Annotated in this window: 28 protein-coding genes; 15 read left to right on the top strand and 13 right to left on the bottom strand. The window is 61.8% G+C overall.

Annotation, left to right across the window (positions count from 1 at the left end; genetic code table 11):
- Positions 1 to 68: 68 nt before the first annotated feature.
- Both ACR3FF_RS15005 and ACR3FF_RS15010 read right to left on the bottom strand, forming a co-directional pair.
- Positions 69 to 1,808, bottom strand: a complete 1,740-nt coding sequence (locus ACR3FF_RS15005; protein ID WP_458188892.1) for an excinuclease ABC subunit C — start codon at positions 1,806 to 1,808, stop codon at positions 69 to 71.
- A 9-nt stretch (positions 1,809 to 1,817) separates the two neighbouring features.
- Entirely contained in the window at positions 1,818 to 2,426 is a 609-nt protein-coding gene (locus ACR3FF_RS15010) for a hypothetical protein (RefSeq protein WP_458188893.1), read from the bottom strand.
- 87 nt (positions 2,427 to 2,513) lie between these two features.
- On the opposite strand from ACR3FF_RS15010, the gene ACR3FF_RS15015 reads away from it, so the two are divergent.
- The 3 genes from ACR3FF_RS15015 to ACR3FF_RS15025 are packed head-to-tail and all read left to right on the top strand — an operon-like array spanning position 2,514 to position 4,650.
- Entirely contained in the window at positions 2,514 to 2,816 is a 303-nt protein-coding gene (locus tag ACR3FF_RS15015; protein ID WP_458188894.1) for a DUF7967 family protein, read from the top strand.
- A gap of 44 nt (positions 2,817 to 2,860) precedes the next feature.
- Positions 2,861 to 3,775 (top strand): ABC transporter ATP-binding protein, encoded by a 915-nt coding sequence (locus ACR3FF_RS15020; protein WP_458188895.1) that lies wholly within the window; start codon positions 2,861 to 2,863, stop codon positions 3,773 to 3,775.
- Positions 3,772 to 4,650 (top strand): ABC transporter permease, encoded by an 879-nt coding sequence (locus ACR3FF_RS15025; RefSeq protein WP_458188896.1) that lies wholly within the window; start codon positions 3,772 to 3,774, stop codon positions 4,648 to 4,650. Before ACR3FF_RS15020 ends, ACR3FF_RS15025 begins: the two co-directional genes overlap by 4 nt.
- Positions 4,651 to 4,662: 12 nt before the next feature.
- Here ACR3FF_RS15025 and ligA read toward each other — a convergent pair whose 3' ends face one another.
- A complete protein-coding gene (gene ligA / locus ACR3FF_RS15030) occupies positions 4,663 to 6,720 on the bottom strand; it encodes an NAD-dependent DNA ligase LigA (protein WP_458188897.1) in 2,058 nt (685 codons plus the stop codon).
- 168 nt (positions 6,721 to 6,888) lie between these two features.
- On the opposite strand from ligA, the gene ACR3FF_RS15035 reads away from it, so the two are divergent.
- Complete coding sequence (locus ACR3FF_RS15035) at positions 6,889 to 7,047, top strand: hypothetical protein (protein ID WP_458188898.1); 159 nt, start codon at positions 6,889 to 6,891, stop codon at positions 7,045 to 7,047.
- 4 nt (positions 7,048 to 7,051) lie between these two features.
- Here ACR3FF_RS15035 and ACR3FF_RS15040 read toward each other — a convergent pair whose 3' ends face one another.
- Both ACR3FF_RS15040 and ACR3FF_RS15045 read right to left on the bottom strand, forming a co-directional pair.
- Entirely contained in the window at positions 7,052 to 7,201 is a 150-nt protein-coding gene (locus ACR3FF_RS15040) for a hypothetical protein (protein ID WP_458188899.1), read from the bottom strand.
- A gap of 124 nt (positions 7,202 to 7,325) precedes the next feature.
- Positions 7,326 to 8,420: an aminopeptidase gene (locus ACR3FF_RS15045; RefSeq protein ID WP_458188900.1), complete on the bottom strand. Its 1,095-nt coding sequence runs from the start codon at positions 8,418 to 8,420 to the stop codon at positions 7,326 to 7,328.
- Between the two features lie 266 nt (positions 8,421 to 8,686).
- On the opposite strand from ACR3FF_RS15045, the gene ACR3FF_RS15050 reads away from it, so the two are divergent.
- Positions 8,687 to 9,703: a threonine aldolase family protein gene (locus ACR3FF_RS15050; protein ID WP_458188921.1), complete on the top strand. Its 1,017-nt coding sequence runs from the start codon at positions 8,687 to 8,689 to the stop codon at positions 9,701 to 9,703.
- Between the two features lie 90 nt (positions 9,704 to 9,793).
- On the top strand, positions 9,794 to 10,426 hold the full coding sequence (locus ACR3FF_RS15055; protein ID WP_458188901.1) for a TMEM175 family protein: 633 nt from the start codon (positions 9,794 to 9,796) through the stop codon (positions 10,424 to 10,426).
- Between the two features lie 9 nt (positions 10,427 to 10,435).
- On the opposite strand, the gene ACR3FF_RS15060 is transcribed toward ACR3FF_RS15055, so the two are convergent.
- Positions 10,436 to 10,588: a DUF7859 family protein gene (locus ACR3FF_RS15060; RefSeq protein WP_458188902.1), complete on the bottom strand. Its 153-nt coding sequence runs from the start codon at positions 10,586 to 10,588 to the stop codon at positions 10,436 to 10,438.
- A gap of 83 nt (positions 10,589 to 10,671) precedes the next feature.
- On the opposite strand from ACR3FF_RS15060, the gene ACR3FF_RS15065 reads away from it, so the two are divergent.
- Complete coding sequence (locus ACR3FF_RS15065) at positions 10,672 to 11,307, top strand: ArsR/SmtB family transcription factor (RefSeq protein WP_458188903.1); 636 nt, start codon at positions 10,672 to 10,674, stop codon at positions 11,305 to 11,307.
- Between the two features lie 91 nt (positions 11,308 to 11,398).
- On the opposite strand, the gene ACR3FF_RS15070 is transcribed toward ACR3FF_RS15065, so the two are convergent.
- Positions 11,399 to 11,920, bottom strand: a complete 522-nt coding sequence (locus tag ACR3FF_RS15070; protein WP_458188904.1) for a metallophosphoesterase — start codon at positions 11,918 to 11,920, stop codon at positions 11,399 to 11,401.
- Positions 11,921 to 11,993: 73 nt separating this feature from the next.
- On the opposite strand from ACR3FF_RS15070, the gene ACR3FF_RS15075 reads away from it, so the two are divergent.
- Positions 11,994 to 12,968: a cation diffusion facilitator family transporter gene (locus ACR3FF_RS15075; RefSeq protein WP_458188905.1), complete on the top strand. Its 975-nt coding sequence runs from the start codon at positions 11,994 to 11,996 to the stop codon at positions 12,966 to 12,968.
- 178 nt (positions 12,969 to 13,146) lie between these two features.
- Here ACR3FF_RS15075 and ACR3FF_RS15080 read toward each other — a convergent pair whose 3' ends face one another.
- Entirely contained in the window at positions 13,147 to 13,422 is a 276-nt protein-coding gene (locus ACR3FF_RS15080) for a DUF7967 family protein (RefSeq protein ID WP_458188906.1), read from the bottom strand.
- 74 nt (positions 13,423 to 13,496) lie between these two features.
- Here ACR3FF_RS15080 and ACR3FF_RS15085 point away from each other — a divergent pair, with 74 nt between their 5' ends.
- Positions 13,497 to 14,375, top strand: coding sequence for a YkgJ family cysteine cluster protein (locus ACR3FF_RS15085; RefSeq protein ID WP_458188907.1), 879 nt, complete (start codon positions 13,497 to 13,499; stop codon positions 14,373 to 14,375).
- 22 nt (positions 14,376 to 14,397) lie between these two features.
- Here the strand turns inward: ACR3FF_RS15085 and ACR3FF_RS15090 are convergent, their stop codons facing one another.
- Positions 14,398 to 14,571: a DUF5786 family protein gene (locus tag ACR3FF_RS15090; protein WP_458188908.1), complete on the bottom strand. Its 174-nt coding sequence runs from the start codon at positions 14,569 to 14,571 to the stop codon at positions 14,398 to 14,400.
- Positions 14,572 to 14,766: 195 nt separating this feature from the next.
- Between ACR3FF_RS15090 and ACR3FF_RS15095 the strand changes: the two genes are divergently transcribed.
- Positions 14,767 to 15,777 carry a DUF5784 family protein gene (locus ACR3FF_RS15095; protein WP_458188909.1) on the top strand — a complete coding sequence of 337 codons (1,011 nt, stop codon included), beginning with the start codon at positions 14,767 to 14,769 and terminating at the stop codon, positions 15,775 to 15,777.
- Here ACR3FF_RS15095 and ACR3FF_RS15100 read toward each other — a convergent pair.
- Positions 15,774 to 16,058, bottom strand: a complete 285-nt coding sequence (locus ACR3FF_RS15100; protein ID WP_458188910.1) for a DUF5789 family protein — start codon at positions 16,056 to 16,058, stop codon at positions 15,774 to 15,776. The genes ACR3FF_RS15095 and ACR3FF_RS15100 overlap by 4 nt on opposite strands.
- Before the next feature lie 146 nt (positions 16,059 to 16,204).
- On the opposite strand from ACR3FF_RS15100, the gene ACR3FF_RS15105 reads away from it, so the two are divergent.
- Entirely contained in the window at positions 16,205 to 16,993 is a 789-nt protein-coding gene (locus ACR3FF_RS15105; protein WP_458188911.1) for a PHP domain-containing protein, read from the top strand.
- A 17-nt stretch (positions 16,994 to 17,010) separates the two neighbouring features.
- Complete coding sequence (locus ACR3FF_RS15110; protein ID WP_458188912.1) at positions 17,011 to 17,196, top strand: DUF6757 family protein; 186 nt, start codon at positions 17,011 to 17,013, stop codon at positions 17,194 to 17,196.
- Here ACR3FF_RS15110 and ACR3FF_RS15115 read toward each other — a convergent pair.
- Together ACR3FF_RS15115 and ACR3FF_RS15120 are read right to left on the bottom strand one after the other, a co-directional pair.
- Positions 17,193 to 17,567 carry a hypothetical protein gene (locus tag ACR3FF_RS15115; RefSeq protein ID WP_458188914.1) on the bottom strand — a complete coding sequence of 125 codons (375 nt, stop codon included), beginning with the start codon at positions 17,565 to 17,567 and terminating at the stop codon, positions 17,193 to 17,195. The two genes, ACR3FF_RS15110 and ACR3FF_RS15115, sit on opposite strands and share 4 nt — an antisense overlap.
- A 114-nt stretch (positions 17,568 to 17,681) precedes the next feature.
- A complete protein-coding gene (locus tag ACR3FF_RS15120) occupies positions 17,682 to 18,002 on the bottom strand; it encodes a 4Fe-4S dicluster domain-containing protein (RefSeq protein WP_458188915.1) in 321 nt (106 codons plus the stop codon).
- A 213-nt stretch (positions 18,003 to 18,215) separates the two neighbouring features.
- Here ACR3FF_RS15120 and ACR3FF_RS15125 point away from each other — a divergent pair, with 213 nt between their 5' ends.
- Both ACR3FF_RS15125 and ACR3FF_RS15130 read left to right on the top strand, forming a co-directional pair.
- Positions 18,216 to 18,683, top strand: a complete 468-nt coding sequence (locus ACR3FF_RS15125) for a cupin domain-containing protein (RefSeq protein WP_458188916.1) — start codon at positions 18,216 to 18,218, stop codon at positions 18,681 to 18,683.
- Between the two features lie 439 nt (positions 18,684 to 19,122).
- Positions 19,123 to 19,914, top strand: a complete 792-nt coding sequence (locus tag ACR3FF_RS15130) for an aldo/keto reductase (protein WP_458188917.1) — start codon at positions 19,123 to 19,125, stop codon at positions 19,912 to 19,914.
- Between the two features lie 10 nt (positions 19,915 to 19,924).
- Here the strand turns inward: ACR3FF_RS15130 and ACR3FF_RS15135 are convergent, their stop codons facing one another.
- Positions 19,925 to 20,836, bottom strand: coding sequence for a twin-arginine translocation signal domain-containing protein (locus ACR3FF_RS15135; RefSeq protein WP_458188918.1), 912 nt, complete (start codon positions 20,834 to 20,836; stop codon positions 19,925 to 19,927).
- 163 nt (positions 20,837 to 20,999) lie between these two features.
- On the opposite strand from ACR3FF_RS15135, the gene ACR3FF_RS15140 reads away from it, so the two are divergent.
- Positions 21,000 to 21,353 (top strand): thiol-disulfide oxidoreductase DCC family protein, encoded by a 354-nt coding sequence (locus tag ACR3FF_RS15140; protein ID WP_458188919.1) that lies wholly within the window; start codon positions 21,000 to 21,002, stop codon positions 21,351 to 21,353.
- Positions 21,354 to 21,567 lie beyond the last annotated feature (214 nt).

The raw sequence follows: 21,567 nt of genomic DNA on the forward strand, positions 1-21,567 counted from the left end.
AACGCCGGTCGGCGTGCTATTCGAAAGTGACGAGTTTCCGTGGTGCGGTGCGCTCGAATCCACCCCGTTCACAACCGCTTGCGAAGTGCCTGGACCGTCTTCTCACCCACGCCGTCGACCGCCTGCAGTTCCACGTCCGACGCACGTTGGATTCCGTCGAGACTGCCGAACCGCCGGAGCAGTTTGTGGCGCGTCTGTGGTCCGACACCGCGAACGTCGTCGAGGGCAGTCGAGACGTCGTCACGGAGCGTCTGATGGTACTGCACCGCGAACCGGTGGGCTTCGTCGCGCACGCGCTGGAGCACGTGGAGGTGCGGGGCGTCTTGCGGCCAGTCGTAGCTTCCGGTCGGCGTGACGACTTTCTCCTCGGCTTTGGCGAGGCCGACGGCGGGGACGTCCCACCCGACCTCGTCCAGCGCCTCGCGTGCTGCGTCGAGTTGTCCCCTCCCGCCGTCGATGAGGAGCAAGTCGGGGTCGGGCCGGTCGTCGCGCCCCTCGACCGTCCGTTTCGCGCGCCACCGAAGCAGGGAACGCATGTTTGCGTAGTCGTCGTTTCGCTCGTCCAACTTCTTCCGGCGGTAGTCGGCCTTCTCCGGCGACCCGCCGACGAAGACCACGTTACTGCCGACGACCGACGACCCTTGCGCGTGGCTCACGTCGAACCCTTCGATTCGCTCGGCGGCGGGGAGCGAGAGGGCCTCGGCGAGCGCTCCGAGTTCGTCGGGGTCGGTCGCGCCACTCCGCGCGTTCTTCAACGCGAGGTCGACGAGCGTGGCTTCTCGTCCCGCGCCGGGGACGCGCACCGCGACGCCCTCGGCTTCCAGCCAGTCGAGCACGTCCGCGTCGTCGGGACGCTCCGAGAGCAGGAGGGCGTCTGGCATCTCGCGCTCGGCGTAGAACTGCGGGATGAAGGCTGCGAGCACTGCCGCCACGCTGTCGCCCTCGCCGTCGGGCACCGAGAGCGTGTGGCGGTCGCGGTCGACGAGTTGTCCGCGCTCGCTGTGGAGTCGGGCGACCGTCGCCCGGTCACCTTCGACGGCGGCCCCGAGTACGTCCACGGTACGTTCGTCGGTCTGGGAGGCGATGGCGGCCGCGTCACCGCCGTGGAACGTCTCGACGGCTTCGAGGCGGTCACGGAGGTTGGCCGCGCGTTCGAACTCCCGTTCCTGTGAGGCCGCGTCCATCTCCTGTCGGAGGGGCGTGGCGAGCACGTCCGTCTCGCCACCCAGAAATCGTTCGACGCTCTCCACGTCGGCGAGGTACGCCTCGCGCCCGATTTCGTTCGTGCAGGGTGCCGTACAGAGGCCGATGTCGTAGTCGAGACAGGGACGGTCGCGGTTCGCGTACTTGTAGTCCGAACAGCCACGGACACCGTACGTCTCCCTGAGCGCCTTGACGACCGTCTCGACGTGTGATTTGTTCGTGAACGGCCCGAAGACGGTCGCCCCCTCGCGGTCCGGGTCCCGGGTAATCTCGATTCGGGAAAATTCGTGGCCCGTCAACTGGACGAGGGGATACGATTTGTCGTCTTTCAGCCGAACGTTGTATCGCGGCTGGTAGCGTTTGATGAGATTCGCTTCCAACAAGAGCGCCTGTGTCTCCGTGTCGGTGACCGCGAAATCGAGCGCGTCGGCTCGGTCGACCATCCGGCCGATGCGGTTGCTTCGCGGGTCTGCGTACGAGCGCACGCGCGAGCGAAGGTCGACTGCCTTGCCGACGTAGCGAACGGTGTCTCCCTCCAGAAACTGATAGACACCGGGTTCGCGCGGTAGCTCCGTCGCACGCTCCCTGACGGTCGCCGCGTCCATCGACTTCGCCTAGTCAGCGCTTGGCTTTGAACTTGTCCCTACCGCCTCTCGGATGCGCCGGGCAGCGTCTTTCGCTTCCTCGCCGTCGACTGGGACGCGAATGGGGTCGCGGCCAGCACGTTCGATGACCAGCTCCTCCGAGCGGCTGGCGAGATAGAGTCCGCCGAACACGACGGCGGCGAGCAGCAATCCCCCACCGGCCAGAAGGAGGACGTCCGTGAGTACGGTGAACAGCCCTATCATGAGCGTAATCAACTCCTTTACGCCACCGACGACCTGGCCGCTCGTCGTCTCCGCCGCCCCAAACTGTGTGAGGACGCCGCTGCTGTTGATGAGGTAGCCGCCACCCAGGAGGAGGACCCCGTAGACGAAACTCCGCACGCTCCACGAGAGATAGCCCTGGTGTCCTGCCGGTTGGACCTGTGCGTCGAGGACGTTCGGCCTGTCTTCGTGGTCGAACCGACGCTCCCCACCCTCGGGCATGAACGCGAGGACGCGGTGACTGGTCACTGCGATTCGCGCGTCCGTGAGTTCTATCTCGTCTTCGATCTCCTCGCCCGCGAATAGCATGTCCAGCAGACGGTCGTCGGACGCCTGGGACAGCGGGGACTGTTGCATCGTTTATCGGGTCGGTGACTGAGATAAATAATGTTGCGGCTTACTATCCTCGCCAGATACAAACATGTGACTCACGAACGACCGTCCATGACCGACGTGGACGACGTAGACAGCGAGAGCGATGCTAGTGAGGACGCGAACGACTTTCGTGTCTGGTTGGTCGAACGAACGTACTCCGACCGCGACCTGTTGACGCTGGTGTACGCCACTCCAGACGGTGACGAATATCTCCAGAAAGAGCGGGCAGGACGACTCGGCGGCGAGACGACCGCAGCAATCGAAGTCGATTCTGCCAGACTTTCGACCGTCGAAGACGACGAAACTCGACGAAGATATTCGGCGGAGGCAGCGCGTATGGCGAAGAAACACGAACCGGACGACACCGTGTGACATGGAACAGTAGTGTTTTGTATCCGTTGGCGTAACCGAAAACTATGACCGCTATTCGATTCGACGGGGTGACCAAGCGGTACGGTGATGTCACCGCCGTCAACGACCTCTCGCTCGAAGTGGAGGAGGGAGAGGTGTTCGGCTTTCTCGGGCCGAACGGCGCGGGCAAATCGACGACCATCAATCTCGTCCTCGATTTCATTCGTCCGACGCACGGTACGGTTTCCGTGCTCGGCCACGACGCACAGGCCGAAAGCGTCGCCGTGCGCGAGCGAACCGGCGTCCTCCCGGAGGGCTTTTCGGTGTACGACCGACTGACGGGCAGACAGCACGTCGAGTTCGCCATCGAATCGAAGGAGACGGAAGACGACCCCGACGTCCTCCTCGAACGGGTCGGCCTGTTAGACGACGCAGACAGAAAGGCGGGCGAGTATTCGAAAGGGATGGCTCAGCGCCTCGCGCTCGCAATGGCGCTCGTCGGCGAACCGGACCTGCTCATCCTGGACGAACCGTCGACCGGCCTCGACCCGAACGGGGCACGCGAGATGCGCGAAATCGTCCGCGAGGAACGCGACCGTGGTGCAACCGTGTTCTTCTCGAGCCACATCCTCGGGCAGGTCGAAGCCGTCTGCGACCGCGTCGGCATTCTTCGTGACGGGGAACTCGTCGCCGAAGACACCATCGAAGGCTTGCGCGCCACCGCCGGCGGCGACACGACGCTTCGGGTCGAGACGACCTCGCTTCCGCCCGGCGCACTCGAACAGGTGCGCGACATCGAGGGCGTCTCGGACGTGAACAGGGACGGGGAGACGCTGTACGTCATCTGCGACTCCGGCGTCAAGCCGACCGTCATCACCACGCTGGAGAACGCGGGCGCAGACGTCGACGACTTCGAAGCCGAGGAGGCGTCGCTGGAAGACCTCTTCGTGGCCTACACCGAACCGGAGGCCACAGCATGACGTGGCAGGCCGTCGCGCGAAAGGATTTCCGCGATTCACTTCGCTCGCGGTGGCTGTGGGTGCTGTCGGCGATTTTCGTCGGACTGTTCGTCGGAAGCGCGTACTTCGTCGGCTCCGACGTTGCCGGGTCGAACCCGTCGGTCAGTTCCGACGCGTTCATCGCCGCCCTCGGAAACAGGGTCGTCGCACTCCTCGTCCCGCTCATCGCCGTCGTCGTGGCCTACAGTGCTATCGTCGGCGAACGGGAGTCCGGTACGATAAAGCTCCTCCTGTCGCTCCCGCACTCCCGACAGGACGTCATCGTCGGGAAGACGGTCGGTCGGAGCGGCGTCGTCGCCGTTCCGATATTCCTCGGACTCGTCGCCGCCGCCGCCGTGCTCGTCGCCTACGGCGTCGCCATCAAGCTGGTGAGCTATCTCCTGTTCGGGCTCCTGACCGTTGCACTCGCCGTGACGTTCGTCAGTCTCGCGGTCGGGATTTCCGCGGCGGCGTCCACGAACCGTCGGGCGATGGTCGGCTCTGTCGGACTGTACGTGCTGTTTACGATTCTCTGGCGGAGTGTGAGACGGCTCTTGCTCGTCGTGAACGACGAACTCTCGCTCCAGTGGGAGACGATAGAGCTGGTGAAGTACGGACTGTTCATCAAGTTCTTCAACCCGGTTCGAGCCTACGAGACGCTGGTACAGGCGCTGTACGCAGAATCCACGTTGGCGGCTCGGCTGTACGGTGCAGGTCGATTGGCCCCGGTCATCCAACAGCAGATGGGGACGACCCCGTTCTACCTCTCCGACGCCGTCGTGGTCGCGCAGTTTTCGCTCTGGTTGCTCATCCCCGTCGCAATCGGCTATCTGGTGTTCGACAGGGCCGACCTCTAGGCTTTCCGACCGCTACGTTTCGACGCCTTTCTCTTCCAGCAGGCTCCAGAACTGGTCTTCGTCTACCACCGGCACGCCCTCGTCGTCGGCGTCGTCGCGCTTCGTCTGCCCCGGATTCTCACCGACGACGAGGTAGTCGGTGTTCCCCGAAACGCTCCCCGTCGCGTTCGCGCCGTGGCTCTCGACGAGGTCGGCGACGTCGGAACGCGGTCGTGAGAGCGACCCGGTGAACACGAAGGTGAGTCCGGCGAGTTCGTCGCCGCCCTTCCTCTCTTCTCGTTCGGGTTCGACGTGGGTCAGCAGTTCCGCGATGACCTCGCGGTTCTGCTCGGAGTCGAAGAACTCCCGAATCTGTCCGGCGACGGTCGGCCCGATGTCGGGGACCGATTCGAGTTCGTCACGGCTGGCGTCCATTATTGCTTCGAACGTCCCGAACTCGCGGGCCAACTCGCGGGCCGTCTCGGTGCCGACCCGTGGAATCCCGATGGCCGAGACGAAGTCGTCGAGGGCGGGCCGTCTCGACGCTTCGATTTCGGCGAGGAGGTTCTCGGCACTCTTCTCGCCCCACCCCTCCAGTTCGAGCAGGTCGCCCCGGTCGAGTTCGTAGAGGTCGGGGAGCGTCTCGAGGATACCGGCGTCGACGAGTTGCTCGACGCGCTCTTCACCCAATCCCTCGATGTCGAGTCCGTCGTCGCTGGCGTAGTATGCGACGGCGCGGCGTAGTTGGGCGTCACAGGCCAGTCCGCCCGTACAGAACGCGATAGGTCCGTCGCGTTCGACCGGACTGTCACAGACGGGGCAGTGGTCGGGGAATTCGTAGTGGCCGTCGGCGTGCTTTTCGGTCACTTCGTCGACGTACGGAATCACGTCGCCCGCGCGTTCGACGCGCACCTCGTCACCGACGTTGACGTTCTTCTCGGCGATCTCCTCGGGGTTGTGGAGGCTTGCGCGCGAGACGGTGACGCCGCCGACGTCGACCGGTTCGAGGAGTGCGACGGGTGTGAGTCGCCCCGTTCGACCGACCTGTACGATGACGTCGGTTATCTTCGTCACCTCCGAGCGCGCGGGGAACTTGTACGCGTAGGCCCAGCGATAGAAGCGGGCGGTCGTTCCGAGTTCCTCGCATTTCGCCCAGTCGTCGACCTTGACGACGATGCCGTCGATTTCGTAGTCCAGTTCCGCTCGCTCGGCCATCATCTGGTCGCGGTAATCGATGGCGTCCTCGATGTCGGCGACGAGTTCGGTTCGGTCGGTCACCTGCAGACCGTACTTCGGGAGGGTTTCGTACTCCTCCCAGTGGGATTCAAACTCCTCGCTGGCGTCCAGCACGTCGTAGAAGAAACAGTCGAGCGGGCGCTCTGCGGTCACCGAGGGGTCGAGTTGGCGGAGCGACCCGGCGGCGGCGTTCCGCGGGTTCGCGAAGGGGTCTTCGCCCCGCTCGACTCGCTCGCGGTTGAACTCGTCGAAGGCGTCCCGTGGCATGTGTACCTCTCCGCGAACCGCGAGAAAGTCCGGATAGTCGCCCCGAAGGTGGTGGGGGATGCTGGCGATGGTGCGGACGTTCTCGGTCACGTCCTCGCCCGTCTCGCCGTCTCCTCGCGTGGCGGCCCGGACGTACTCGCCGTCTTCGTAGACGACTTCGAGCGATAGCCCGTCGAACTTCGGATCACAGACGTACTCAACGTCGCCGACTGCTCTTCGGACTCGGTCGTCGAACGCACGCACGTCCTCGGCGTCGCCACTGGAATCGAGCGAGAGCATCGGGACGACGTGGTCGACCGTGCCGAGTTCCTCCAGCGGTTCGCCACCGACTCGGCGGGTCGGACTGTCCTCCGTCTGGATGTCGAAGGTCGCTTCGAGTTCCTGGAGACGCGTGAAGAGGGCGTCGTACGTTCGGTCGGCGACGATGGGGTCGTTCTCGACGTAGTAACGGTAATCGTGATGACGAATCGCCGCCCGGAGCAGTTCGGCCTGTTCGCGCGCCTCGTCCTCGCGCAGCGTTTCGACCGGCTCGAACTCGGTCTGTGGGTCTTCGACGTACGGGTTCTCGTCCGCGCTCACCTCTGCCATCGTCCGGGGATTGTTCGCCATCCGGTAAAAACTTCGGCGACGGCGAGTTCCGGACGTCCCTCGCACCGCCCCGAGACTCCGACCCCGCCGAACCTGAGTTCGAAACGTCACGTTACCGTCGACGTCGAAGGCGAAACGATTTTCAACGCGCCATTACTCGCCCGACGTATGAGCGACGATTCCCAGTACGCGTACTCGCTCGCCACGCTCGACTGGGCGCGCGAGGAACACGACGTACTGGGTGACCGGCGACGAATAGACGGTCAGCGACTGCGAGCACGGGTACTGTCACGGATGCTCGGGCGGCTGTGGAACCTGTTCCGGTAGCGGATTACAACAGTTCGGCGACGTTCTCTATCGTGTTCCGACAGAACGGACAGCGGTAGCTCGTCGAGAATCCGTCCGATTGGGCCACCGTGTTGGTTTCGAGTTCGTGGAACGCGATGTTCCGTCGGCAGTCGGGGCAGGATACCTTCGGCACGTGCGATGGTATGCTATCACAGACACTTAAAATCACACGAGATAGGACGGTATCGATGAGAAAAATAGCATCGTGGGTCTCTTTGCTGCGTGTTTTCTCGGTCTCGTTTCCTGTTACCACCGTACTACGCTTCGAATCCATCCTCGAATCGGAACGTCCCGTCGCGTTGGACGACTTCGCCGTCCACTTCGATGAACGAGTCCTCGCTCATATCGACGATCATGTCGACGTGGACCGCACTCTCGTTCGGCTCTCGGTCGTCGGGAACGCAGATGTCGTAGGCCATGCCGACGGCGAGGTGGACGGTGTCGCCCATCTTCTCGTCGAACAGCATGTTGTAGGAAAACTGGTCGATGTCGCGGTTCATCCCGATGCCGAGTTCGCCCAATCTGCGAGCGCCCTCGTCGGTGTCGAGGACGCCCGCGAGTACGTCCTCGTTCTTTCTGGCGCTGAAATCGACGACCTCGCCCGCTTCGAATTCCAGCCAGACGTCTTCTACGATGTGGCCCTGGTGGACGAGGGGTTTGTCGAACAGCACCTCGCCCTCGACCGAATCGGGGACGGGTGCGGTGAACACCTCGCCGCCGGGCAGGTTGTTCTTGCCGTAGTCGTTGATGGTCTTCATGTCCGTGACGGACATGCGGAGGTCGGTGGTGTCGCCCGAGACGATGCGGACCTCGTCTGCGGCATCGAGGATTTCGACCATCTGCTCCTGGAACTCGCGCTGTTCGTCCCAGTCTTTGTTCATCGCGCCGTAGACGAACTCCTCGTAGGTCGACGTGCTCATCTCCGCGAGTTGCGCGCTCCCGGGCGAGGGGTGCTGGGTGAGACACCACGGTTTCGAGAGGATTTCCTGCTGGACCGGTTGGTACGCCTGGTTGTACGCCGCGTGCGTCTCCGCGTCCACGTCGCTCATATCCGAGGCGTTCTCGTAGGCTCGGACGTGAACGATGGCGTCTGCGGCTTCGAACAGGGCACGCTCGTGGTCGGGCGTTTCGACGTCGCTCGGGTCGATTGCACCGAGGAAGGCAGCCTGTTTTCGGTCTCGTCGGCCAGCAGTGACGAGGGGGAACGCGCCGCGTTCACCGAGCAGTTCGGAGAGTGCGACTGCGAGGTCGTCTGCGGGCGTTGGCGCGCGAACGACCACCGCGTCGCCTCGCTCGACGTCGAGCGAGTGGTCGACGACGATCTCCGCGTGTTCCCTGATTCGAGAGTCCATGGTGATGGATTTCGTGGATGGCGGAAACCGCTTTCGATACGCCATCTAGAGCGGGATATGCAGACGAGAGCGGCGTATGAATCGGTCGACACATTCCATCACGGAGAGAAACGATGCACTCGACGCGAGAATCGTGCGTCGCTTTCTCCCATCTCCGTCGATTCTTTCATCCGTCTTCCGTCGCCGAAATCGGAACCTGGGTCCGGACGCCCCCGCGCCTCGCCGGGAACGTCGGCTATTTGCACCAGGGGAACGACGCATCGTACATGATAGACCTTCGGAGCGACACGGTGACGAAACCGAGCGACGAGATGCGCGAGGCCGCCCGCGACGCCGACGTCGGCGACGACGTGTACGGCGAGGACCCGACGGTGAACGAACTGGAGGCTCGCGCCGCCGAGTTGATGGGAATGGAAGCCGCCCTCTACGTCCCGACCGGGACGATGGGCAACCAAATTGCCGCCCGCGTCCACACAGAGCGCGGACAGGAGGTGCTCGTCGAACGCGAGAGCCACGTGTACAAGTGGGAACTCGGTGGCCTCGCACAACACGCCGCTCTCCAAGTTCGAACGCTCGACGGTGGCGCAAGAGGGGTGCCGACGCCCGACCAGGTACGAGAGGGGTACGTCGAAGAAGACGCTCACCGACCCGGAACCGGTCTATTGACCCTCGAAAACACGCACAACAGCAAGGGCGGCGTCGCTATCGACCCCGAGAAGATCGACGCCGCGACGGAGGCGGCCCACAACCTCGACGTGCCCGTTCACCTTGATGGTGCGCGAGTGTGCAACGCCGCCGTCGCACACGACGTGCCGCCAGCGCGATTCACGGAGGAAGTCGATTCCGTGATGTTCTGTCTCTCGAAGGGGCTCGGCGCACCCGTCGGATCGATGTTGGCCGGGAGTGAAGAGTTCGTCTCGCATGCGCGCCGCACGCGCAAACTGTTCGGCGGTGGGATGCGACAGGTCGGTGTGCTGGCCGGACCAGGGCTACTGGCGCTCGAGAACGTCTCCCGTCTCGCCGACGACCACGACAACGCTCGCGTCCTCGCCGAAGAACTGGCCGACGTCGACGGACTCTCGGTCCAACCCCCGGAGACGAACATCGTCCTCGTGAACACCGAAGGGTCGGGACTCGCCGCAGACGAGTTCCTCGAAGCCTGTGAAGACCAGGGCGTTCTCGGAACGCAGTTCGACACGCACGTCGCCCGGTTCTGTACGCACTGGAATGCCGACCGAGACGACGTGAAAGCGGCCGCAGACGGGATTCGAAACGCGCTCTGAGAACCGGTCGTTCGCGTTCGAGAGTGCCCCGACTGTGCCCCCGCTATCGGACGGTAAGTATCATTGTCGAGTAAATCCGTAGTGGATGACATGGCACCTCGGTTTCGTCGAGAATCGGAAGATACGGACAGACTCCTGGCGCTGAGCGACGGCGTGATCGCGATTGCGATCACGCTGTTGGTGCTAGAAATCACGGTTCCGACAGTCCCAGCAGGCAGTTCTGGGTCGGTTCTCGCCGAGCGTATCGTAGAACAGTGGAGCGAGTTCTTCGGCTACGTGCTGAGCTTTCTGGTCGTCGGGCTGTACTGGGTACTCCACCGTCGCGTCTTCATTCACATCAAACACCACGATAAGGGAGTGCTCTGGTTGAATCTCCTCTTTCTTCTAATGGTCGCGTTCGTACCGTACGGAACGAACGTGTTCAGCAGCTATCCGAATCGGTTCGGTATCGTGTTTTATGCGGGTGTGTTGGCACTCACTGGATTCAGTCTCACGCTCCTGTGGGGCTACGCCTCGCGGAGAGATCTCTTGGAGGAAGGGCTCACGTCGCGAACCATCTTGCTTCAGGGGGCCAGATTCCTCGCTTCACCGCTGGTGTTTCTCCTCTCGATGGTCGTCGCGGTCTTCGACCCGAGGCTGGCCATCCTCACCTGGTTTCTCCTGGTCCCGATAACCGCCGTGTTTCAGTCACGACTCGTCGAGAGTCTGGAAGAAACGTCGTAGAAAACTCCGTTATCGCTGTCCTTTCTGCACGCCTTCTTTGAATCCAGTAAGCGTGCGGCGGATAAACAGGTAGACGAAGAAGACGAACGCGAGCAAAGCGACGAGAACGCCGATGAACACGGGGTCGCTCAGGAGATCTCCGATGAGGCCGAGTGGTTCCATACTCTGCCTATCAGTTCACGAACCAAATTCGTTTCGCCGTGCTAGTGACAAACTTGATTGATGAGTAGTCGTATAGCTCTGCTATGGCAGACCTCTTGCCCTCCAGTTCAGACGTCGAAGCGCCGACGGGTGGTTCCCCGAGGGTGCTCGGCGTCGACAGCGACGACGCCGACGACCTGCTCGGGGCGCTCTCGTCGGACACGGCGCGGAGTCTTCTCTCTGCGCTCCACGAGGACCCCGCGACGGCGTCCGAACTCAGCGACCGAGTAGACACCTCGCTCCAGAACGCACAGTACCACCTCGGGAAACTCGAGGACGCCGACCTCATCTCTCCCATCGATACCATCTATTCGGAGAAGGGCCGCGAGATGAAGGTGTACGCACCGAGTGACGGCCCGCTCATCCTCTTTGCGGGCCGCGAAGAGCAGACGACCGGCCTCAAAGACGCCCTCTCACGGGTGCTCGGCGTGGGCATCGTGCTCGGCGTCGTGAGTGCCGCGGTCCAGTACGTCGTCACGGAAGGGTTGTTCGGCCTCGGCGGTTCCTCGACGAACACCGATTCGGGTGGACAGGTGGGATTGTCGGCGCAGTCTTCGGACGCGTCGCAGGCCGCTACTGACGCTGTAGCGACAGTTCCGCCGGGACTCCTCTTTTTCGCCGGGGGTGCACTCGTCCTCACGCTCGGTGCCGTCTGGTGGTATTTCCGAGCCGACCGATGACTAAAATGGATTTTTGAGCTTACCAAGCGTATATCATATTCTCGCTCCTACGAGTAACTGGTGCCGCCTTGCTTCGGCCCTCCGCCAAACATCATTGGCTTTCCAGCCCTCCAACGCGGAACTCTTCGACGAGTTCCCCGTTCTGTGTGTAAATTCCCCCAGTGAAGCCGCCGTCCTCCGGTTCGAGTTCGACGTGCGTCGGTCGATTTCCCCGTGGACGAGCGTAGCTCCCCGGATTGACCAGCGTCACCGCCCCGGCCCTACGTGCGAGATGCCGGTGTGAGTGCCCGTAGACGACCACGTCCGCCTCTCGCTCGCGACCGAACAGTTCAAGTCCCGTGCTCCCGCCGTCTCGTCGGTGGGTGAGCGCGAATCGAACGTCGTTCTCCTCGAAGGTGCGTACCGCCGGGAGGCGCTCGCGGACCGCCGGGGTCGCGTTGTTCCCGTGAACCGCGAGTAGACAAGAACTCACGCGTTCGAAGGCATCGAGGGCGGTCTCGGTCGTGAAGTCCCCCGCATGAACGACGAGGTCGGCGTTTCGGACTGCATCGGCGGTTCGCCCCGAGAGTTCGTGTCCGGTCGTGCTGTGAGTGTCGGAGACGAGCGTTATCATGGCCGATGCTACCAGCCGAAGGGTTTTGATTGCGTCGCAAGGATTTTGGCACCTCCCGAACGCTAGTCGAACGATGGCGAGTAGCAAGTCCGTCGTGATAGCCGCCCTCGTCGCCAACGGGGCGATTGCTGTATTGAAGTTCGCCGGGTTCCTCCTCACCGGGAGTGCGGCGATGCTCTCGGAGACGTATCACTCCATCTCGGACACCGGCAATCAGGTGTTTCTCCTCATCGGAATCCGCTACGGGCAGCGCGAACCGACCCGAGGCCACCCTTTCGGCTACGGCAAGGCACAGTTTTTCTACAGTTTTCTCGTGAGCGTCTTGCTCTTCGGTATCGCCGGGTGGGAGAGCGCGAAACACGGCTATGAAGCCCTGATGCACCCCCACGCAGTCGGCAGTGGTGAATCGGTCACCCTGCTCGGGCAGACGTTCGACCCCGTCTTCGTGAACTACGCCGTGCTCGTCGGCGCGATTCTGTTCGAGAGCTACGCGTTCAAGAAAGCATACACGGCGATGAAACTCGAAATCGACCGCCGTGAGTGGAGTGGATTCGGGGAGGCGTTCCACAAGACCAGCGACGTGACGACCCTGACGGCGCTCACTGAGGACACCATCGCCCTCGGCGGTGCGGGCATCGCACTCTTCGGCATCTTCCTTTCGCGCTGGACGGGCAATCCGATGTACGACGCGATTTCGGCCCTGCTCATCGGACTCATGCTGATGGGTTTTGCCGTCGCGCTGGCGTGGGAGAACAAGCGACTCCTGCTCGGTGAGAGTCTCCCCGAAGACGAAGAGGACAAACTCCGCGCGATGCTCGACCGATGGGACGGCGTGACCGAGATCATCGACTTCCGCACCGTCTACTTCGGCCCGGACCGTCTCATCGTCACCGCCGACGTGGCGTTCGACCCGGCGCTCGATACGGGCGAGATAGACGACCGAATCACCGACATCGAAAACGAGATGTTCGACGTCAACGAGCACATCAAAAAGGTGTACATCGAACCAGAAGTGAAAGAAGAGACCGCGTCACGGTCGGTCGTCTGAGGTCGTCCCTTCGCTTCGCTGTTACCGAACTGGTCGCGGTGGCTGTTGCGAGCCCGGACAGGAATGTTCGTCCTCGCATCATCTTATAACGGATATATTAGAATATAGGTTATTAAATTCTATCATTTGGAATTATGTATTAATAAATGTATGATTATATATAATAAAACTATCAGCGTTATATCTCGTCGTCGGGGTCGTGTTCGTCGGCCATCCGACGGGCCTCGGTCGCGTATCGCTCTCGCGTCGCGTCGTCGTCTACCGCACCCAACTGGTCCGGCGACACGTCGAGTGCGGCTAGCGTCGGGCGAGCAGCGCCGGTGAAACTCGGGAGTGCGCGCTCTTTTCTGAAATAGCGTCTCCCGTCGGGTGTGGCGTAGACGAGGATGATGAGGTTCTGTTCGTCGTCGGAGTAGGTTCGTTCGACCAGCCAAACGCGCACGCTGTCGTCCATACGCCTCGTCGTCGGCGAGGACGTATAGTTCCTGCCGGGCGGTTTATGTCATGATGTCTCGTAGCTCCACTGTCATGGAGGTCAACTGCGAGGGGTGTGCTGGTTGCTGTATCGACTGGCGCGCGATCGCACCGACGGTTTCGGACCACGAGCGACGAGGGCCTCGCACGCCGCTGGACGACTCCTACAATCTCGTCCCGCTGACGCGTGGCGACGCACAGGCGTTCCTCGACGCCGGACTCGCTGACGCGCTGACGCCACGACTCTGGGCGGACGAGTCGGGCGTGGTGGTCGACGGGGTGAAACTGGCGGCCATCGAGGGAAAGCCCGCCTTCTTCCTCGGACTTCGCAAGCCGCCGAAACCGGTCGCCCCCTTCGGAACCGACGAATCGGACGGTTCCGACGCCGACGCCATCTCCCCGGTGTGGCTCCCGACGTGCGTCTTTCTCGACCCACGGACGCTCCGGTGCCGGATACACGACGAGGACGTGTATCCGATGGAGTGTGCGGAGTATCCGGGCCACAACCTCAAACTCGGCCAGCAGACCGAGTGTGAACGCGTCGAAGAAGCCTTCGGCGGCGAGCGTCTGCTCGACGGCGAACCGCCGCGCGCCCTCTCTGGACTGCTACTCGGGCCACAGGCTATCGGAGAGAAAGTCTTCGTCTATCCCGACCCCGACGACTTAGAAGGCGTCGTCGACCGACTGCTCGCAGACGAGTTGACCGACGAGGACCGTGCTCGATTCGTCGCTGCCGCAATCGCGGGCCGCCCCGGAACGACCGGCACCAACCGCGAAACCTACGATGCGGTCCGAAAACGAGCGTTAGAGGCGGACTCGTGGGCTGGCCGCGCAATCGCCGAGTGGGAGACGATGACGGACGACGAACCGAACCCGTCGGTAGCGAGACGAGTCGAAGACGGCCACGGTGCACCGCCCACCCACCGCTGGTGAGCACCGGCGGAAAACGACTGCTCTACTTCGATTTTATCTCTTCGAACTGCTTGAGCAGATCTTCCGCCGAGTCGCCAGAGTCGTACTCTACAGTCCCGTGATAATCCGACCGCTCGTCGTCGAAACTCGCGTCCACGGTACTGTTTTTTCGCTCACGGCGCTCGTGCTCTTCTTCGTCATAGGCACCCATTGACATGACAACCACACCCATGATAGGCGATAGCAGGTTATTAATGTAACGGATATTCACACCATTCTTACAGACTGGATAATTTTCAGACAGAGAAGAGACCGGGAACACGACACGGAGACGCACCCTGTGAATACACGACACGGAAACTCCCCCCGTGAGTACACAACACGTAAACGCCCACGGTGACTACAGTTCCTCGTGGCAAGCCCGCTCCGCTTTCGCCGCTCTACGGAGCGGTGGGACGATGACCGCATCACCGACCAGTTGTACGCGCACCTCGATTCGAATCTCGGTGCACGGTCGGTGTCACCTCACTACGTCGAACCAAACGGTTTCGACGCCGTCCGGTTCGAGATGGACAACGGCGACATCGCATTGTTTGCGTGGGACGACGACCGAGCGTTCTGGCTCGGCAACACCGAGACGCCACCAGCCCTCTGGCGCACGACGAAGTACACCTTCGACGAAGTTCCCTACTCAGTCGCGCGCTGGGGCCAGCGGGAACTGCTCGCCGACCTCACCGTCGAGTCTCCGTGGTTGGCCGAGTACGATTATCTCTCGTGGTTCTTCCTGCCTGTGCTCTTTTCCAAGGACGGCAGGGAAACGTCACGGTCGTTCTTCCGCGAACACGCCGCTGGATTTCCGGACGCGACACGCGAGGAGGCGCTGTCGTTCTACGAGCGATTCCTTCGAACTGGTGCACTGGACGACTATCGCTACACGATGGCCTCCAAACTCGGCACCAGCCAGTACGTCGACGAGACTCGGATGAGTTCTACGATGAGCGAGTTCACCGTCGCCAAACTGTTGACCGACGCCGGCTACGACGTCGAACCCGAAATCGAGGTGACGACCGGCCACTCGCTCGATTTCCGCGCCAACCCCACCAGTGGTGGACAGGCACCCCTCGTCGAAGTCACGCGCCCGCTACCGCCCACACGCAGGTCTGCGGACACGCCCGTGGCCGCACTGCGCGAGACGGCGGCGACGAAATCGACTGGCCAGTTGCGCGAACACGGCGGTGGCGCTGTGCTGTTCGTAGACTGTTCTAGCTTCCGGGACGACGAGTGGTCGGCGATCGTCGGCGAAAAGCCCGGCGTCCGCCATCGGCCAGCAGTCGTCTTCCGTGCTCGTCCCTCCGGGGACGTCGAAGCGTACAAGAAAGGGTCGGTGCCGCTGTCGTTGAATTCCTCCGTCGAGTGGGTCTAGAACGACACCTGTTCGGGGCCGAACGTTCCCATCGTCGTCGGGTCGCGGTCGCTGTAGTGGCGTCGGCCGACGGCTTTGTGACTGAGCGCACAGTACATTGCTTCCCGTGCCTGTTGTGCCGATTCGTACGTCTCGTTTTCGATGCGTTCAAACACGTCGGCGAACGCTTCTGTACCGTTCGGGAGGTCGATGACGTAGTCACCGTGGGCGGCGATTAGCTGCTCGGTGTCTGCCGGATACTGGTGTGCGTCGAGCAACTCGTCTGCCTCTTTGAGAGTCATTACGATTAATCGAACAGCAAAGTTCATTATAAACATTGTCGCCTAGGGAGGGGGATGAATATAAGGTATATTAATGGGGTATAGTCACACCCCCGGACCGCGCTGGACCACAACTCCCTTGCTTCCCCCCCGCCACAACGGGAACAATGAGTGTTTTCGCGGATCTCCACGTCCACACGACCAACTCGGATGGGTCGATGGAGCTGGAGGACGTTCCCGCCGCCGCCCGGTCCGCGGGCGTGTCGGTCGTCGCTATCACTGACCACGACCGCTTACATCCCGACCTCCCAACGCCCGTGACGGTTCTAAAGGGCATCTCCGTCGTCCACGGCATCGAACTCCGGGTGGAAGCACCCGACGGCCAGCACGTCGACCTGCTCGGCTATGGCGTCTATCCGACGCCCGAACTCGCGGACGAACTGGGACGTCTCCAAGCCGACCGAATCGAACGCGGCCAGGCCATCATCGACTGCGTCGAAGACGAACTCGGAATCGACCTCGACGTCGAATCACGGGAGGGATTCGGCCGACCCCACGTCGCTCGGGCCATCGACGACCATCCGGGAACGGAGTACGATTTCGGAGGTGCGTTCGCCGACCTCATCGGTTCCGAGAAACCGTGTTACGTACCCCGTGACGTGCCGAGTTTCGAACGCGGCGTCGAACTGCTCTCCGATGCGAGCGGACTGGTCGGGTTGGCCCACCCGTTTCGGTACGACGACCCGAACGCGGCGCTCTCGCTGACGAGCGAACTCGACGCAGTCGAACGATACTACCCCTACGGATACGACGTCGACTCGCGGCCGATAGAGCGGGCGATTGCCGACCACGGACTCGTGCCGACCGGCGGGAGCGACGCACACGAAGACGAACTGGGACAGGCGGGGCTATCGAAAGCGGAGTACCGACACTTCCGGAGCGCGGTGAACACCTGAACGCAGGGTTCAATTCGATGGAGACCGAAGCACATGACATGCGGTGTCACTACTGCGACAGGGAAGCGGAGTTCGCACCCGAACTGGGTGGCGTACGGGTTGGTCTCTGCGACACTCACTTCGGCGAGCAATTCGAAGAGCTCGCAGAGTCCGAGGCGTTAGCGTCACTTCGACAAGAACTGGACGTCGAGCGACCCGACTAATCTTCGCGTTTCGCGGTAAACGTCACGTTTTCGTGCCGAAAGAGTGCGCCGTCTCCGAGTGCGGAGAGCGAGTCCACGACGGAGTCCGGGTCAGTCCGAACGCGAACCGTCTGGACGCCGTCGCGAAAGAGGTAGGCGAGTCCCGTTTCGAGCGTCGGCGTGAGCTCGTCCCGATGGACTTGCGTCGGACGCGTGGTGGAGGAGGGTTCGGACGAGAGTACCAGTGCTGCACCGCCGCCAGCGACGGTAAACGCGGTGAGCACCTCCCCTTCGTGATCGGTACCGAGGACGCCCTTCGGCTCGAACGGCACCTCAGTTTCGCCGAAGTCGAGGTCGAGCACGTCGTCGTTTCGCTCCGTCTCGGGACTCATAGCCACCACCTGGAGGGTCGTCGTTGGAGGGAAGAGGGATGCATACCACTACATAGGAATGGAAATATATAAAAGTTCGAGGAGAAACGAAGATGATTTTTTCGTTGCTGGTTCTCAGACGCGGCCAGCGTCAACGTCGATCGCGTCGACCGGACAGACGTCGACACAGAGCATGCAGTCGATGCACTGGGCTTCGTTGGCCGGATCTGCTTTCTCTTCGCTCTCGGGATGTCCCGGGGAGTCTACCCACTCGAACACGTCGACGGGGCAGTCTTCGAGACAGGCACCGTCGGCGATGCAGATGTCGAAGTCCACCGCGACGTGCGTGCCGTGGATGCCGAGTTTCTCGGGTTCGTCTACCGGCCCCCAGACGTCGTGGCCGTCGTGCTCGTCAACTTTCTCGCGGTTGTCAGTGAATTGTGGGTCAATAGCCATAAGTCGTCCACCTGCCTCTACCAACGAGGATGGTATACTTAAATCCCTGTCCCGAACTTAAAGCTTTGTGTCGCGTGAATTTTTTAGGTCGGGCTAAAAACACATAGAAGCGGCCTGGAGATACGGTTTCTCGATTTTCGACAAACAAAGAATTTAAATACCAGTTTGTTGTCAGCGCCAGGTTTTACGGCATCCCGTTGCGGAGACCCCCGCATGGAGAAAGTCACCATCGAAGCTATCGAGTCACGGATGAGTCCTGCCGACGTGCGACGGGAACTCTCTGACCCGCTCGGAGCCGAAAATCTGGCCGTCAACTACTACGAACTCGCGCCGGGCGAGAGTTTCGCCTTTGGATACCACGCACACAAGACACAAGAGGAGATATTCTACATCCAATCCGGGTCGGTGACGTTCGAAACGGAAGAGGGGAACATCACGGTCGGAGCGGGCGAGGTGGTTCGGTTCGCCCCCGGCGAGTTCCAGCAGGGTGTGAACGAGGGTGACGAGCGCGTGGTCGCCCTGGCGCTCGGTGCACCCCAAAAGAGCGAAGTGGTGGAGATGCGCCGCGAGTGTTCAGATTGTGGGGAGCGGACCCCGAACACCATCGAGATGGCAGAGAGCAAAGACGCCCTCCTGACACGCTGTCTGGAGTGTGGGGCCCAGACGGGACGATTCGACTGAGTTTTCGGAAGCGAGTGGGAGACTCCCCCGACGATGTCACCACGTTCGGAAAGCCACTGACGAGTACCGACGTCGGTCCTTGGCTCGGTCGACGGTTCCACCGGAAACTGTCCCCTCGCCCCGCGGAAACCATTCTGCACACGAAATACAACTCTAGGGAAAACCTCTCGATAACTTCTCCACCTGAAATGAGGGGGTTCGTGAACGGTCCACAAACCAGAACCCTCCGTCCGGAAACGACTCTTATAATGAACTTTTCAACTACGAATCCATAACGAAAGATTCGGTGGTGACTGCGAATCCGGGGCTGACCTTGTACCCCCACGTTTCGACTGCAAACGACGTGGACGAGTGCAATGTGAGGCTTGATGCGCACCCCGATCCATTCTCGTCTTCCGCGACACTGACTTTTTTCGTCCCTCCGCTCCTCGACGGTGTCATGAGAGAAATACCGTCACCCGGACTCGGCACCTCGGGTAATAGCGACCCCGAGCAGTGCGCCGAGACGGTCGAGACCGCGCTCGAACTGGGTTATCGACACGTCGATACCGCACAGATGTACGAGAACGAAGCCGCGGTCGGAGATGGCATTGCTCGCGCTGACATTTCGCGAGAGGACGTCTTCCTCGCCACGAAAGTCCTGCCGGACAACCTCGCATACGACGACGTGCTCGAAACCACCGACGAGAGCCTCGACCGGCTCGGCGTCGAGTACGTCGACCTCCTCTACGTTCACTGGCCCATGCGCGCTTACGACGCATCGGACACGCTCCCCGCCTTCGACCGACTCTACGAGGCTGGCAAAGCCCGCAACGTGGCAGTGAGCAACTTCACGCCCGACCTGCTGGACGAAGCACGCGAGATTCTCGACGCACCACTCGTCGCCAACCAGGTCGAGATGCATCCCCTTCTCCAGCAGGACGACCTCCAGTCGTACGCCGACGTACACGACCTCACGCTCGTCGCCTACGCCCCTATCATGCAAGGTGACGCTGGCGACGTACCAGAACTGCAGACGGTTGCCGCGAAACACGGCGCGACACCGGCACAGGTCAGTCTGGCGTGGCTCCAGCAGAAACCGAACGTCGTCCCGATTCCAAAGTCCACGGGGGAGACGCATCTCCGAGAGAATCTCTCGGTCCCTCAACTCGACGCCGAGGACGTGGCCGAAATCGACGCCATCGACCGCGAACGACGCCTCGTCGACCCGGACGAAGCCCCCTGGAACTAACTGACAGTGGCTACGGCCGCCACTGTGCAGTCCACGAACCGGTGCCGTCGTTTCCTTTCCACTCGACGGCGAGGTCGCTCGCAGAGCGGTCGGCGGAGATCTCGTAGGCTATCCAGCCGCTGTTGCTTCCGCCTGGCTCGACCTTCCGCTTTCCGAACTGTTCTAGCTTGTACTGACCGTTTTTCTTCGCTATCTCGGTAGGCGCTTGCGCTCGGTCCCCGACGAGCAGGTGGAAACTGTCTCGCTTCGGAAGTGCCTGACCCATCCGGAACTGATTTTCTGCGCGCAGCGTGACGAAGGCCCACTGGCGGCCGTTGCTGGCGGTCACGTCCACCTTCCGGCCACTCTCTCGGACGTACTGATACCGGTCGGTCAGGGTGACGTTTCGAACCGTGACCGCCACTTCCGTCGGACTGAGGTATGTCTCGCCGACGGACAGACGTTCGCCGACGACGTCGACCGTGAACGTCTTGTCTAACGCTTCGATTCGGTACGCGACCTGCCCGACGTAGGGATAGGAGAGGTTCGTCTTCCACGTCGTCGTCTTCCCTGGTGCGATTTCGTTCGTCTGGATGCTCCCGGACTGCTGGGAACTGCCACCGCTTCCTTCGACTCGAATCGCCGATTCGAACGCGGCAGGGCTACTGCCCCGGTTCTCGATGGTGAGTTCGAGCGTGAACTCCTCGCCCATGGTGACCTGCTTGGGCACATTGGACGAGACGAGGGTGAAACCACCCTCCTCACTCGTTGTGCCCCCACTACCGGAGTCATTCTCCGTAGTCGTCCCGTCAGCCCCCGTCGTCTGCTTCGTTGTCGTTCGATCCCCATTCCCGCTGTCTTCCGGCCCGGAACCGGTACATCCCGCCAAGGCCCCCCCGGCGAATGCAGCTCCGGACGCCGTCAGAAATCTTCTACGGCGCATGGGTAATTTATATACCACTAGGTAAATAAAGCCTCGGTAAGACGTTCGTTTTCTGATAAATACGGTATGCGTTCCGACTGATTGTGAGTGGAATGCTCGTTAAAACCAGTATAAACGCCGAGTCGTCCGGAATTACTATCTGGACGAGGGACCTTCGTTCGTTATGGCCCCGCCACGACTCGTCTACGACGACGACTGTGGATTCTGTACGTGGTCGGCGGAGTACGCCGACGCCCACGGCGACTTCGAACTCGTTGGTTTCTCCGAGCTCACGCCCGACCAGCGTGCCCGCCTTCCACCGCAGTTCGAACAGTGTGTTCACCTCCTCACCGACGACCGCGTGTTCTCCTGTGGTGCGGCGACGGAGGAAGTCATCTCACGACTCGACTCGCCGGAACGTGCTGCTGTCGAACTATTTCGCCTTCTGCCCGACGCCACCCGAGCCCGGGTTCGCGAACCCCTCTATCGCTGGGCCGCCGACCGTCGAACCTGGTGGGGAAAACTCGTCAATCGCTGAGTTCGTCCCGTAGTCGAACACGCGTCAGATTTTCACTTCACCTATCTTCGTCATTTTAATCGCGGCATCCGTGATAGGGTTGGGAAAAGTTGGACTGAGCGTGTCATAGAATCCATCTCATAGCTTTTCGCAGCCCGGGTCGTTTCCTCGCTCGTAGTTGGTGATTGCAACCACGAGTCGGAGACAGAGCGCAACGAACACTTCTGTTCGTGCG

Source organism: Haladaptatus ordinarius (assembly GCF_054177595.1).